Raw genomic sequence first — 12,631 nt, forward strand, 5'->3', positions numbered from 1 at the left:
TCACGCGGAAGCCCGCACGACCGACCTCCCCGGCCGGCCGTGCGGGCTTCCGCCGTTTCCCGGACTTCCGCCGTTCCCGGCGTACGGCCTAGTCGAACGGGTCGAGCGTCACGTACGCCTGCTGCGGGTTGCCGTCGTGCACCAGGGACTCGTGCGCGCCGACGTCGTCGAAGGCGAAGCCGTACGCCTTGCCGTCCGCCATCCGCTCGTGGATCGCGCGGGAGTAGTGGTTGGTCACCGCGTCCTTGTAGAAGCCGGCCGACGAGGCGTCCGGCTGGTTGGGGTTGGTGAGCAGGGTGGAGCGGTTGTAACCCGCGCAGAGCGTACGGGAGATGGGGCCGCGCACCTGGTCGTTCGGGGCGTCCAGGAGCTTGTAGCAGCCGAAGACGCTGTCCGAGTCGGGCTTCTGGAAGGAGGTGACGACCTGGCCGGCCCCGTTGGTGAAGTTCATGACGTTGCCCGAGACCCGCCCGTAGTACTTCACGGAGGGCTGGTTCGCGAAGGGCGTCACGGTCAGGGTCGACGTGGCGTACTTGCTCCAGACGCGGTTGACGTAGTCGTTCATCACGCCCGCCGGCAGCGCGCCGGCCTCGATGCCGTGGCCCGGGGCGAGCGCGCGCAGCACCGTGCCGTCGGAGCGGGTCTGCACGAGGCCGCCCCAGCCGCCGGGCTGGGCGCGCAGCGCGGCGAAGAAGCCCCGGTACCCGCCGGGCTTGAGGCGTCCGGTGTTCGCGACGGAGCCGTCGGGGCGCTTCACGCCCACCGCGTACGGCGCCGAGACCATGTCGACCTGGGTGCTGTTGAGCCAGAGGCCCGCGTCGTTGAGCGTGTACTCGGACCAGTTGAAGAGGATGTTCCTGTTGGGGTCGCTCGGGTTCTGGACCGCGGGCTGCACGAGCCCGCCCGTCGCCACCTTGAAGTTCAGCTTCTGGCCGTAGCTGAAGTAGACCCGGCCCGAGAACTTCGGCAGCCGGATCGTCATCGACTTCCCGTTGGCCGGACCGGCGATGGAGGCGTCGGGCGCGGGGCTCGGGACGGAGCCCCCGGCCGGCCAGGGGTGGAAGGTCCCGTTCGCGTCCGCCCACCCCTGCCGGCCGGTCGAGAGCTCGGTGCCGAGGTTGTAGACGTACACCTGCTCCCCGCGGCCGGAGTTGTTGGTGAAGGTGAGCGGGATGGTCGCGGGGACGGCGGCCTCGACGGGGTCGGAGGAGACGGCGACGGTGACGCCGGTGCCGGCCAGCGCGGCGGCCGCCAGGAGGGGTACGAGTCGAAGGCGCGTGCGCCTGTGACGTGCGGACACGTGGGGCTCCTCGGAGGTGGGGGGACTCCATGTGGGGGGAATCCGTGGGGACCGGGCTCTTGAGAGCGCTCTCAAGAGCGCTCCCAAGGATGGGAGGGTGAGGTGCGCCTGTCAATGGCCGCGACGGATCCGGGAGGCGGCCGGCGGAGCGCTCCGCCTCGCCCTTCCGATGGTCGGGCGACAGAATTTGATCGTTTTATTGCATTTCAGGTACGGCTATCGGTCGCTTTGTGCAACCGGAATGACCGGTGGCGGTTGTCCTTTCGGCAAGGTCACACGGAGAACCCGAACTGACTATGCTCACCGGTGTGTTGCGCCGCGCTCACAGCGAGTCATGAACGCCGTGGGCGCGCGGACGGAGTACGGCCGCGAAGGGAAGCGCCCGAAGGCGTGATTTCCGGAGCGATCCCCCGGGTTTCCGCCCGTCGGGTTTTCATCGGAGCACGCGTACACATGCCCGAATGAAGTCCGCCCTCGTCCCTTTCGGCGCACCGCGCCCCCACGGTCCGCTCATTCCAGACTTCTTAGGGACCCTTCTGATGGTTCGTGCAGGTTCGATTTCCAGATCCCGGCCGGCTCCGGTCGTCCGGGAATGGCTCCTCCCTCCGGGAGTTCTGGCGGGAGCCTCCGTGATCGCGCTCCTCCTTTCCCCTGCACAGATACGGACACCGGTCGCCTGGTGCGGTTTCGCCGCGGTCGTCCTGACGGTCCTCACCTCGGCCGGGACCGCCCGCCGGGTGCGGTCGGCGGAGGCGGCCCGCCACACACGGGCGCGCGCCGAGGCGGAGAAGTACTACGAGCAGCGCGAGGCCGCCCTGCTCGGACGGCTCGCCGACCAGCGGGCCACCACCGTCTGGCTCGCGGAGGAACTCCTGCCCGCGGCCGTCGCCCGGCTGAAGAGGGGCGACCCCGCCTCGGACATCCTGCGCGCCGTCGACTTCGGGAAGCACCTCGACAAGGAGTTCACCGAAGCGCTCAGGGGAGCCCTGCGGTCCCTCCTGGAGGCGGTCGAGGCCGAGGAGCACACCCGGGACGCCTCCCAGCGGGCGCTCGTGGCGGTCGCGCGCCGCGTCCAGGCGATCGTCCACCAGCTCGCCAAGGACCTGCACGCCATGCAGATCCTCCACGGCAACGACATCGTGGTCTCCCGAGGCCTCCAGGACGTCGACCACCGGAACGCCCTCATCGGCCGCCTCGCCGCCAGCATCGCGGTCCTGGGCGACGCCCGCCCCGGACGCCAGTGGTCGAAGTCGATCCCGCTCTACGACATCCTGCGCGGCGCCATGTCGCGCATCGTGGACTACCCCCGCGTCAAGCTGCAGGCGGTGGCGGAGGTGGCCGTGACCGGCCCCGGGTCCGAGCCGCTGATGCACCTGTTCGCCGAACTGCTCGACAACGCCACGTCGTTCTCGCCCCCGCACGCCCCCGTGGAGGTCACCGCCAACGAGGTGCCCTCCGGTGTCGTGGTCGAGATCGAGGACCGCGGCGTCGGCCTCACCGAGGAGGTCCGGCAGCGCGTCGAGCGCGTCATGGCCAAGTCGCAGCGGACCATCCAGCTGGCGAGCCTGGGCGAGGTGACCCAGCTCGGCCTGCCCGTCGTCAGCCGCCTCGCCCGCGAGTACGGCTGCGAGGTCCACCTGCGCACCTCCGCCTACGGAGGCGTACGGGCCGTCGTTCTCGTCCCCCGGAACCTGATCACCACGATGCCCCCGTCCGCCCTGAGGCCCAACGACTTCGCCCGCAGGCGCGCGACCGGCCCGACCGGCCCCGTGGGCGGTCCGCACCGGCCCGCCGGCGGCCCGCACCGGCCCGCGGGCGTTCCCGCCCGGCCCGCGCCGGTGCCCACGCCGACGCCCCCGCCCATGCCGTCCCCCGCCCTCGCCGCGGAGGCCGGCGAGGTCAGGAGGGCCCCCAAGGGCCTTCCGCAGCGGCGGCGCGAGTCGCCCGTCCCGATCCCGGTCGTGGTGACGGGCCCCACGCCCCCCGCCGTACCGGCCTCCTCCAAGCCGTCCCCCCAGCCCGGCCTGATGTGGGAGGCGTTCAACGGCGAGAAGAAGGCGGCCGCCGAACCCTTCCCTTCCCCCAGCGAGTCTTCAGATGAGGTTGAGTAACATGCAGCCACTGCCCAACATGGACTGGATGCTCACGGAGCTCGTCAACAGCGTTCCGTTCGTGCGCCACGTGGTCATCCTCTCGGCGGACGGACTGAGCATCGGGCAGGCGAACACGGCGCCCGACACCGCGGACGCCATCGCCGCCGCCTGCTCCGGCCTCCAGAGCCTGGCCCGGGCCATCGCCCAGATGTTCCCGCACGGCGACGGCTCGACGCGGATGGTCGGCATCGAGGCCGACGGGGGTTACTTCTGTCTGATGGCGGCCGGCCCCGGCGCCTACCTCGCGGTCCTCGCCGACCAGGAGGTGGACGCCGGACTGCTCGGCGACCGCATGCGGACACTGGTGGCCCGGATCGGCCAGCACATGACCAGCCCGCCCCGGCAGGACGTCAGGCAGGCGATGTGACATCGGAGAATCCGGGCCCCTGGAATGAAGGCAACCCCGTTCCGCTCTACGTCATCACCGGCGGTTCCGGTTCCTCGCCCAAGGGATTCAACCTGGTCACCCTCATCGTGGCGCGGGCCGCGCCCGACCCCTCGATGCAACCCGAGCAGGCGGCCATCCTCACGATGTGCGGCTACCCCCTCTCGGTGGCCGAGGTGTCGGCCTACCTCAGTCTTCCGTTCAGTGTCGTCACCGCGTTGCTCTCCAAGCTCGTCGAGAACGAACGGGTCGAGGCCATCGCACCCGTACCGGTGGCGGCCTACCCCGAACGCGGCCTACTGGAGGCGGTGATCCATGGACTACGCAAGCTCTGACACGCTCGTTCCCGGCCCGCGCGGCACCGACAAGCTGCTGCCGCACAGCGCCAGGGGCGTCAAGGTCGTGATCGTCGGCGGCTTCGGCGTCGGCAAGACGACCATGGTCGGGGCGGTGAGCGAGATCCCGCCCCTGACCACCGAGGAGACCATGACGCAGGCGGGCGTCGGGATCGACCACAACCCCGGCGCCGAAGGCAAGAACACCACGACCGTCGCGCTGGACTTCGGACGGATCAGCATCGACCAGGAGCTGGTCCTCTACCTGTTCGGCACCCCCGGGCAGGAGCGCTTCTGGTTCCTGTGGAACGGCATCTTCGAAGGCGCGCTCGGCGCGGTGGTCCTCGTCGACACGCGCAGGGTCGAGGTCTGCTTCGAGGTCATCACCCGCCTGGAGGACCGCCGCGTCCCCTTCGTCGTGGCCGTCAACACCTTCCCCGAGGCCCCGCAGTACCCCGTGGAAGAACTGCGCGCCGCCCTGGCCCTCGGCGAGTCCGTGCCCCTCGTCACCTGCGACGCACGGGACCGGGCGTCCTGCCGCGACGCCCTGCTCTCGCTGATGGACTACCTGCACACCCTCGTCGCCGCCCAGGAGACCGCATGACCTTCCCACCCGCCGGACACGACACCGCGCAGGCGGGCCGGATCCCGCCCCCCGGCTGCCCGGCCCACGCCACCGCCGGAACCGACGGGCCGACCCCGCTCTACGGCGAGGCGGCGGCCACGGACCCCATGGGCCTGTACGAGGAACTGCGGGCCGCCCACGGCCCGGTGGCGCCCGTCCTGCTCGACGGCGACGTGCGCGCCTGGCTCGTCCTGGGCTACCTGGAGAACCGCGACGTGGCCAGCCGCCCGACCCAGTTCTCCCGCGACCCCCGCGTCTGGCACGGCTGGCGGACCGGGGAGATCGACCCCGCCACCTCGCCGCTCATGCCGATGATCGGCTGGCGCCCCGACTGCGTCTGCGCGGACGGCGAGGAGCACCAGCGGCTGCGCGGCGCGGTCACGGCCGGCCTCAGCCAGTTCGACCACCGGGGCGTCCGCCGCCACATCACCCGCTTCGCCCACCAGGTGATCGACGGGTTCTGCGAGAAGGGCGAGGCCGAGCTGGTCGGGCAGTTCACCGAGCACCTGCCCATGCTCACCCTCATCCACCTCCTCGGCATGACGGACGAGGAGGCCCCCGAACTGGTGCGCGCCGCCCGGGACCTCTTCAAGGCCACCGAGACGTCGCTCGCCAGCAACGCCTTCGTCCTGGAGAGCCTCGAACGGCTCGTCGTCGCCAAGCGCGCCCACCCGGGGCACGACATCGCCTCCGCCCTGATGGCCCACCCCGCCGGCCTCACCGACGAGGAGGTCCAGCACCACCTGCGCCTCATCCTGCTCGCCGGGTACGAGACGACCGCCAACCTCATGTCCAACGTCCTGCGGATGGTCCTCACCGACCCCCGGTTCCGCGGTTCGCTGGCCGGCGGTCAGATGACCCTGCCCGAGGCCGTGGAGCAGGTCCTCTGGGACGAGCCGCCGCTGATGGTGTGCCCGGGCCGCTGGGCCAACAGCGACACCACCCTCGGCGGACAGGAGATCAGGACGGGCGACATGCTCCTCCTCGGCCTGGCGGCCGGGAACGTCGACGAGACGATCAGGCCGGACCCCGCGGCCCCCGTGCACCACAACCGGGCGCACCTGTCCTTCAGCGCCGGTACGCACGAGTGCCCCGGCCAGGACATCGGCCGCATCATCGCCGACGCCGGCATCGACATCCTGCTCACCCGGCTGCCGGACGTCGCCCTCTCCGTGCCGGAGGAGAGCCTCACCTGGCGCTCCAGCACCTGGGCCCGGCACCTGACGGCGCTGCCCGCGACCTTCTCCCCGCGCCCGCCCCGGGCCGACGACGGCCCGGCCCCGCTCCCGCCCCCGCCCGTCCAGAGCGACGGGGTCCCGCCGGTGCCGCCGGTGCCGGCGGGCGCGCCCGCCGGAGGGCACCGGTCCGAGACCCGCGCCTCGTGGTGGACGCGCGTGAAGCGCCTGCTGGGCGGGCGGTAGGAGCCGGGGGCGGCGGGGCCGGGCCCCGCCGCCCTCACTCCTGGAAGGAGACGTCCGAGGCGGTGTAGCGGGGCGCGCCGGTGTACCAGGCGTGGATCCCGGAGAGGAACCCGCAGGCCCCCCGGAGCCACGTCTCCAGCTCGGCCCGCTCGTCCGGGCCGAGCCCGGCCCCGCGCACGAGGAGCGGCATCTCGCTCCGCCGGAGGTGCTCGAAGTCCCGCAGCCGGGAGTTCACCAGGTTCAGGGCGGCGGGCACGGCGTCGTGGACGGCGATCCCGAGGGACTCCCCGACGACCACGACCAGGTTGTTGACGTCGTTCTCCTCGTGGACCTCCCGCTCGTAGGAGGCGATGTCGTTCGCGAGGCCCATGAAGTCCATGAAGGCGTCGAGGAGGGCGCGGACGGTCCTGCTGTGCCGGATCTGCTCGGGTATGCGCGCGCCGGTCGCCAGCTCGACGGAGTAGGGGGCGGTGTGGGCGGCGAAGCTCTCCCGCCGGAACGGGGCGTAGTCGATCAGGTGGGGGACGCGGCCGGCGAGGCTGTTGGCCAGCTCCTCGACCCCCGCGTCGACGTATCTCGCCAGGGCCCGGTTGAAGTCGTGCCGCCAGTGCGCGAGCCCCGGCGGGAAGAGGTGCCGCTGCAGATCGGCGATGCCGCGCTCGACGGCGTTCACCGGCTCCGGCGGCCGGGCGTCGGGCTCCGGGCGCAGGAAGGCGTGCAGCCGGGCGGTGAAGAGCCGCGCGCCGGGCAGGTCGCCGGTCTGCTTGAAGGCCGTGGCGAAGTGGTCGTCCCAGGCCAGGGCCCATATGTTGAACCGGTGGTTGAGCCGGAGGGCGGGCAGCGGGGCGTCGGGGAGGGTCCAGGCGGTCAGCTGGTCGACGGTCATGGCGTGGAACTTGGCCCGGGACCACACGGCCCGGTGACCGGGCGGCTCCCCGTACCCCTCCAGCATGCCCATCTCGCGCGCCCAGGTCTCGCTCTCCTCGTGCAGCTTCGACAGGTACGGGTTCACCCGCAGCGGGTGGGGCATCCACAACTGCGGGAGCTCGGCGGTGCGCACGGTCATGGGGACCGACCTCCTTCTCTCCTCGGCCCGCCCGGTGCGCGGACCACCATGCGGGCGGTCTGCCTGGGGGAAGGCGGTCCACGTGACGACCACCCCTGTCGCGAAGCGCGGGCGCTGCCCGGTCCGCAACCCTCCAAACCTGCCCGCCGCGAATGACCGGTAACCACCCAAGCATTTCTGACCACCGATCAGAAGGGGTTCGCCCGCGGAACGGAACGGTCCTTCCCGGACGCGCTCCGCGAACCCGCGCCGACGACACGGCCGGGAGGCGCCACGGAACGGTCCCGCCCTGCGGGGGCGCGGAAGTCCGGACGACGAGCGCGTAGGGGTTCTCTGCGCTAAGAGCCGATACGGGAATCCGGCCCTCCGCCCGTGCATGCCGGAACCCCCGTTGGGTAGCCGCTGCCCGGCACGCACGATCCCGTGAGGCAGGAGCACCATGGCAACCACCGGCCGACTCTCGCCCGCGCCGGAGCGGGGCGGAGCACCCGACGCGACGGTGCGGATCGCCTCCGTACCCGCCGGGCACGTCTACGTACGGCACTGCTCGGACGCCTCGGAGTCGGACGGGGTCGTCCGGCTCGCGGACCCGCGTCCCAACGGGGCGCCCAGCACCTCCCAGCGCTGGTGGCCGCCGGTCATGCTCGACCCGGACTGGGTGCACGCCCACCACGCCGACTTCGACGCGTTCCACCTGCACTTCGGGTTCGACGCGCAGTCGCCGCGGGACCTGGACTCCCTCGTACGGGCCCTCCGGAAGTACGGCAAACCACTGGTGTACACCGCGCACGACCTGCGCAACCCCCACCAGCCCGACCCGGCGCCCCACGACGCCGCCCTGGACGTCCTGGTCCCGGCCGCCGACCACCTGATCACCCTCACCCCCGGCGCCGCGGCCGAGATCGGGCGGCGCTGGAACCGCGCGGCGACGGTCCTGCCCCACCCGCACGTCGTCGAGGAACCCCGCATCTCCCGGCCCCGCCCGCCCCGCGACCGCTTCCGCGTGGGCGTGCACGCCAAGAGCCTGCGCCCCAACATGTCCCTCCTGCCCGTCGTCCGGGCGCTGACGGCCGCCGTCGCGGACCTGCCGGAGGCGGAGCTCCACGTGAACGTCCACCACGACGTGGACGATCCGGACGCGCACGCCTACGCCCCCGACGTGTCCGCGGAGCTGCGGGCCCTCGCCGACGCGGGCCGCCTGCGCCTCCACACGCACGACTACTTCGACGACGACCAGCTCTGGGACTACCTCACGGGACTCGATCTGTCCGTGCTCCCCTATGCCTTCGGGACGCATTCCGGCTGGCTGGAGGCCTGCCACGACCTCGGCACCCCCGTGGCCGCCCCGTCCTGCGGCTTCTACGCCGAACAGCGCCCGTGCCTCTCCTACGGCCACACCGTCGAGGACGGCCTCGACGAGACGTCCCTGTACGACGCCGTGCACGAGGCGCACCGGACGCGCCCGGAATGGCGCGCCACCGCGGCGGAACGCGCCGCCGAACGCGCCGGGGTGGCCGCCGCGCACCGCGCGGTCTACCGGGAGCTCCTGGGATGAGCGACCCCCTGCGCGTCGCGCTGGTCGCCTCCTCCCGCTTCCCGATCAAGGAGCCCTTCGCCGGCGGCCTGGAGGCGCACACCTGGTCGCTCGCCCGCGCCCTCGGGGCGCGCGGCCACCACGTCGAACTCTTCGCCGCCCCCGGCTCGGACCCGGCCCTCGGCGTCACGGAACTCCCCGTGCACCGGGCGGCCCTGAGCACCGCGGCCCGGTCCGACGTCAGCATGCCCCCACGGGAGTGGATGGACGAGCACCACGCCTATCTGCGGCTCATGCTGGACCTCGCGCGGGACGGCGGACGGCGCTTCGACCTCGTCCACAACAACAGCCTCCACCACCTGCCCGTCGCCATGGCCCCGGCCGTACGGGTACCGGTCGTGACGACCCTGCACACCCCTCCCACGCCCTGGCTGGAATCCGCCATCCAGGCGGACCCGAGCTGTCCCGTGACGTTCACCGCCGTCAGCGAGCACACCGCCGCCGTCTGGCGCCCGCTCGTCGCCGACGCCCGCGTGATACGCAACGGCGTCGACACCGCCCTGTGGCCGGAGGGGCCGGGCGGCGACCACCTCGTGTGGTTCGGTCGCATCGTGCCCGAGAAGGGACCGCACCTCGCCGCCGAGGCCGCCCGCAAGGCGGGGCGACGGCTCCTGCTCGCCGGACCCGTCGGCGACGCCGACTACTTCACGACGTACCTGGCGCCGCTCCTGGACGAGGACATCGCCTACGTCGGCCACCTCGGCCGCCGCGACCTGGCCCGCCTCGTGGGCGGCGCGGCCGCCGCCCTGGTCACCCCGTGCTGGGACGAACCGTACGGTCTGGTCGTCGCCGAGGCCCTGTCCTGCGGGACACCGGTGTGCGGCTTCGACCGCGGCGCCCTCGGCGAGATCCTCGACCCGGAGTGCGGCGCGCTCGTCCCGCCGGACGACGCCGGGGCCCTCGCCGACGCCGTCGACGCCACCACGCGCCTGGACCGCCGCGCCGCCCGGAGGCGCGCGGAGCGCTTCTGCTCCCTGGAGACCATGGCCGACGGCTACGCGTCCCTCTACCAGGAGCTCACGGCATGATCGGCTACACAGCATGATCGGTTACTACGTGCACCACCAGGGCCGGGGGCACCTGCACCGCGCCGTGTGCGTCGCCCGGCACGCGCGCGTCCCCGTCACCGGCCTCTCCTCCCTGCCCCGGCCCGACGACTGGCGGGGGGAGTGGATCCGCCTGCCCATGGACACCGGGGACACGGCGGGACGCCCGGCCGGGGCCGCGGACCCCACGGCCCGCGGAAGGCTCCACTGGGCGCCCCTCCACCACGAGGGACTGCGGGGCCGCACGGGCGCGATCGCGGACTGGGCCGCCCGGACCGGGCCCCGCCTCCTCGTGAGCGACGTCTCCGTCGAAGTGGCGCTCCTCGCACGGCTCATGGGCGTCCCCGTGGTGGTCGCGGCCATGCGCGGCGACCGCTTCGACCCCGCCCACCGCCTGGGGTACGACCTGGCCGAGGCGCTCCTGGCGCCCTGGCCCGGCGCGATGCCCGAGCCCGGCTGGCCGCGCCACTGGCTGGACAAGACCCTGCACACGGGGGCTTTCTCCCGCTACGACGGCCGGCCGCGCCCCCCGGCCCCGTCCCCGGCGCCCACCCGGGAGGCCGTCGTCCTGCTCGGGGCCGGGGGCAGCGGCGTCGGCGCCGACGACCTGCGGCGGGCCGCCGACGCCACCCCCGGCTGGACGTGGACGTTCCTGGGCGGCGCGGACGGCGGCCGGTGGACCGACGACCCCTGGCCGCTGCTGTGCCGGGCCGACGTCGTCGTGACCCACGCCGGCCAGAACGCCGTCGCCGAATGCGCCGCCGCCCGTACGCCCGCCGTCGTCGTCCCGCAGGAGCGGCCCCACGACGAGCAACGGGCGACCGCCCGGGCGCTGCGGTCCGCCGACCTGGCGACCGTGTGCGCGACCTGGCCCGCGCCCGGGGAGTGGCAGGGGATCCTGGACCGCGCGGCGAAGCGGGACGGGGACCGCTGGTCCCTCTGGGCCCCGGGCGACGGCGCCCGGCTGGCGGCCCGGCTGCTCGACGACCTGGCCGGGGCGGAGCCGGGGGAGCGGAGGGCGCCGTGCGCGTCGCGGTGATCACCCTGGTCGCCGGCCGCCACCGCCACCTCCGCCTCCAGCGGGACGGACTGGCGGCCGGGACCCGGCAGCCGGACCGCTACCTGGTCGTCACCATGGCCGACCCGGACGCCGGCGGGGCGCTCGACGGCAGGGGGCCCGCCGCCGAGACGGTGGACGTCCCCGTCGGCCCCGACGGACGCCTGCCCCTCGCGGCCGCCCGCAACGCCGGCGCCGCCCGGGCCCTGGCGGACGGGGCCGACCTGCTGGTCTTCCTCGACGTCGACTGCGTCCCCGGACCCGGCCTCCTGGCGCGCTACGCCGAGACGGCCGCGGACGGTGCCCTGCTGTGCGGCACGGTCGCCCACCTGCCGCCGCCACCGCCGGAGGGCTACCGCCTCGCGGACCTCCCCGGGCTCGCCCCGCCCCACCCCGGCCGCCCGGCGCCCGGGGACGGCGAGGTGCTGCGCGGCGGCGACCACCGGCTCTTCTGGTCCCTCTCGTTCGCCCTGACCGCCGCCACCTGGCGGGACCTCGGGGGCTTCTGCGAGGACTACACCGGATACGGCGGGGAGGACACCGACTTCGCCCGCACGGCGGCCGCGCGGGGCGTCGGTCTGTGGTGGATCGGCGGCGCGCCCGCCCACCACCAGTACCACCCCGTCAGCAGACCGCCCGTCGAGCACCTCGACGACATCCTGCGCAACGGCGCGCTCTTCAGGGACCGTTGGGGCACCTGGCCGATGGAGGGCTGGCTGCGCGACTTCGCGGACCTGGGCCTCGTCGTCCACGAACCCCGCACCGACACCTGGCGGAGGACGCCGGAGACGCGGTAGGGGCCGGGCGCGACCGGCCGCGCGGCACCGCACCGAACGTCCCCGTCGCGACCGCCCGTTCTCATGTCCCGGTGCCGTCCCCCGCCACCGTCCCCCACCACGTCCCCCCGCGCGCGGCGTCGGCCGCCGGGTGGTCGGGCGTGCGCTCGCCCAGGGAGAGGCGGGTGACTATGCGGTAGCGGTCGCCGCGGTAGAGGGAGCGGACGTACTCGACGGGGCGGCCGGTCGTGTCGGAGGTGGTCCGGTCGAAGAGCAGGGCGGGGGAGAGGACCGGGACGCCGAGGAGTTCGGCCTCCTCCTCGCTCAGGACGGTCGGCTCGATGGACTGGACCGCGTGGGCCGTGCGGATGCCGCGCCGCTCGCGCAGATGGGCGTAGAAGCCGCCCTCCATGTCGGCGGCGGTGAGGCCGGGGACCAGGTCGGCGGGGACGTGGAGGTGCTCCAGGGCGATCGGGGCGCCGTCGACGTGCCGGAGGCGGGTCACGTGCACCAGCTCCGCCGCCGGGGAGACCGCCAGCTTCCGCCCGATCCGGGCGCCGGCCCGTACCGTACGCAGGTCGAGCACCGTGCTCGTCCAGTCGCCCCGGCTCCGGGGCGCGCCCGCCGCCCGGTCCTCGGCGACCAGTTCCTGCGTGACCTTGTCGGGCGCGACGAACATGCCGCGGCCGTGCTCCCGTACCAGCAGGCCCGTCGCCACCAGCTCGTCGACGGCCGCGCGGAGCGTGGGGCGGGAGACGCCCAGGGCCGCGCAGAGGGTGCGCTCGGAGGGAATGGCGTCGCCGGGGCGGCGGCCGTCGATCACGGTCAGCAGGTGCTCCCGCACCCGTTCCCGCTTGAGCTCCATGCCCGCCC

The 12,631-nt window shown here is 73.7% G+C and carries 12 protein-coding genes; 9 read left to right on the forward strand and 3 right to left on the reverse strand.

Features of this window, described 5'->3' with window-relative positions; translation table 11 throughout:
- Nucleotides 1-88: 88 nt before the first annotated feature.
- Nucleotides 89-1,300, reverse strand: coding sequence for a glycoside hydrolase family 64 protein (locus tag ACFY7E_RS22345; RefSeq protein ID WP_389487414.1), 1,212 nt, complete (start codon nt 1,298-1,300; stop codon nt 89-91).
- A gap of 629 nt (nt 1,301-1,929) precedes the next feature.
- On the opposite strand from ACFY7E_RS22345, the gene ACFY7E_RS22350 reads away from it, so the two are divergent.
- From ACFY7E_RS22350 to ACFY7E_RS22370, 5 genes are read left to right on the forward strand one after another with little or no spacing between them, the layout of a single operon-like run.
- Nucleotides 1,930-3,411 (forward strand): ATP-binding protein, encoded by a 1,482-nt coding sequence (locus ACFY7E_RS22350; RefSeq protein ID WP_389487416.1) that lies wholly within the window; start codon nt 1,930-1,932, stop codon nt 3,409-3,411.
- A gap of 1 nt (nt 3,412) precedes the next feature.
- Nucleotides 3,413-3,820, forward strand: a complete 408-nt coding sequence (locus ACFY7E_RS22355) for a roadblock/LC7 domain-containing protein (RefSeq protein WP_383438023.1) — start codon at nt 3,413-3,415, stop codon at nt 3,818-3,820.
- Nucleotides 3,817-4,173 (forward strand): DUF742 domain-containing protein, encoded by a 357-nt coding sequence (locus tag ACFY7E_RS22360; protein WP_383438021.1) that lies wholly within the window; start codon nt 3,817-3,819, stop codon nt 4,171-4,173. Before ACFY7E_RS22355 ends, ACFY7E_RS22360 begins: the two co-directional genes overlap by 4 nt.
- Nucleotides 4,154-4,777, forward strand: a complete 624-nt coding sequence (locus tag ACFY7E_RS22365; protein WP_383438019.1) for an ATP/GTP-binding protein — start codon at nt 4,154-4,156, stop codon at nt 4,775-4,777. Before ACFY7E_RS22360 ends, ACFY7E_RS22365 begins: the two co-directional genes overlap by 20 nt.
- Nucleotides 4,774-6,219 (forward strand): cytochrome P450, encoded by a 1,446-nt coding sequence (locus ACFY7E_RS22370; protein ID WP_389487418.1) that lies wholly within the window; start codon nt 4,774-4,776, stop codon nt 6,217-6,219. The genes ACFY7E_RS22365 and ACFY7E_RS22370 overlap by 4 nt, the downstream gene beginning before the upstream one ends.
- 34 nt (nt 6,220-6,253) lie before the next feature.
- Here ACFY7E_RS22370 and ACFY7E_RS22375 read toward each other — a convergent pair whose 3' ends face one another.
- Complete coding sequence (locus tag ACFY7E_RS22375; RefSeq protein WP_389487420.1) at nt 6,254-7,285, reverse strand: hypothetical protein; 1,032 nt, start codon at nt 7,283-7,285, stop codon at nt 6,254-6,256.
- A 439-nt stretch (nt 7,286-7,724) separates the two neighbouring features.
- On the opposite strand from ACFY7E_RS22375, the gene ACFY7E_RS22380 reads away from it, so the two are divergent.
- Genes ACFY7E_RS22380 through ACFY7E_RS22395 form a run of 4 tightly spaced genes read left to right on the forward strand, consistent with a single transcriptional unit; the run spans nt 7,725 to nt 11,779 of the window.
- On the forward strand, nt 7,725-8,840 hold the full coding sequence (locus ACFY7E_RS22380) for a glycosyltransferase family 1 protein (protein ID WP_389487422.1): 1,116 nt from the start codon (nt 7,725-7,727) through the stop codon (nt 8,838-8,840).
- Nucleotides 8,837-9,907 (forward strand): glycosyltransferase, encoded by a 1,071-nt coding sequence (locus tag ACFY7E_RS22385; protein WP_389487424.1) that lies wholly within the window; start codon nt 8,837-8,839, stop codon nt 9,905-9,907. The genes ACFY7E_RS22380 and ACFY7E_RS22385 overlap by 4 nt, the downstream gene beginning before the upstream one ends.
- Before the next feature lie 13 nt (nt 9,908-9,920).
- Nucleotides 9,921-10,964, forward strand: a complete 1,044-nt coding sequence (locus ACFY7E_RS22390; protein ID WP_389487426.1) for a glycosyltransferase — start codon at nt 9,921-9,923, stop codon at nt 10,962-10,964.
- A complete protein-coding gene (locus ACFY7E_RS22395; protein ID WP_389487428.1) occupies nt 10,949-11,779 on the forward strand; it encodes a glycosyltransferase family 2 protein in 831 nt (276 codons plus the stop codon). Before ACFY7E_RS22390 ends, ACFY7E_RS22395 begins: the two co-directional genes overlap by 16 nt.
- A 61-nt stretch (nt 11,780-11,840) precedes the next feature.
- On the opposite strand, the gene ACFY7E_RS22400 is transcribed toward ACFY7E_RS22395, so the two are convergent.
- Nucleotides 11,841-12,623: a GntR family transcriptional regulator gene (locus ACFY7E_RS22400; protein ID WP_389487430.1), complete on the reverse strand. Its 783-nt coding sequence runs from the start codon at nt 12,621-12,623 to the stop codon at nt 11,841-11,843.
- Between the last annotated feature and the right edge of the window lie 8 nt (nt 12,624-12,631).

Origin of the sequence: Streptomyces sp. NPDC012825 (genome assembly GCF_042900925.1) — a bacterium.
Lineage (GTDB): Bacteria > Actinomycetota > Actinomycetes > Streptomycetales > Streptomycetaceae > Streptomyces.

Coding starts and splice junctions, on each gene's coding strand:
- ACFY7E_RS22355 (WP_383438023.1), top strand. CDS start 3,413: ATGCAGCCACTGCCCAACATGGACTGGATGCTCACGGAGCTCGTCAAC.
- ACFY7E_RS22365 (WP_383438019.1), top strand. CDS start 4,154: ATGGACTACGCAAGCTCTGACACGCTCGTTCCCGGCCCGCGCGGCACC.
- ACFY7E_RS22370 (WP_389487418.1), top strand. CDS start 4,774: ATGACCTTCCCACCCGCCGGACACGACACCGCGCAGGCGGGCCGGATC.
- ACFY7E_RS22375 (WP_389487420.1), bottom strand. CDS start 7,285: ATGACCGTGCGCACCGCCGAGCTCCCGCAGTTGTGGATGCCCCACCCG.
- ACFY7E_RS22380 (WP_389487422.1), top strand. CDS start 7,725: ATGGCAACCACCGGCCGACTCTCGCCCGCGCCGGAGCGGGGCGGAGCA.
- ACFY7E_RS22385 (WP_389487424.1), top strand. CDS start 8,837: ATGAGCGACCCCCTGCGCGTCGCGCTGGTCGCCTCCTCCCGCTTCCCG.
- ACFY7E_RS22390 (WP_389487426.1), top strand. CDS start 9,921: ATGATCGGTTACTACGTGCACCACCAGGGCCGGGGGCACCTGCACCGC.
- ACFY7E_RS22400 (WP_389487430.1), bottom strand. CDS start 12,623: ATGGAGCTCAAGCGGGAACGGGTGCGGGAGCACCTGCTGACCGTGATC.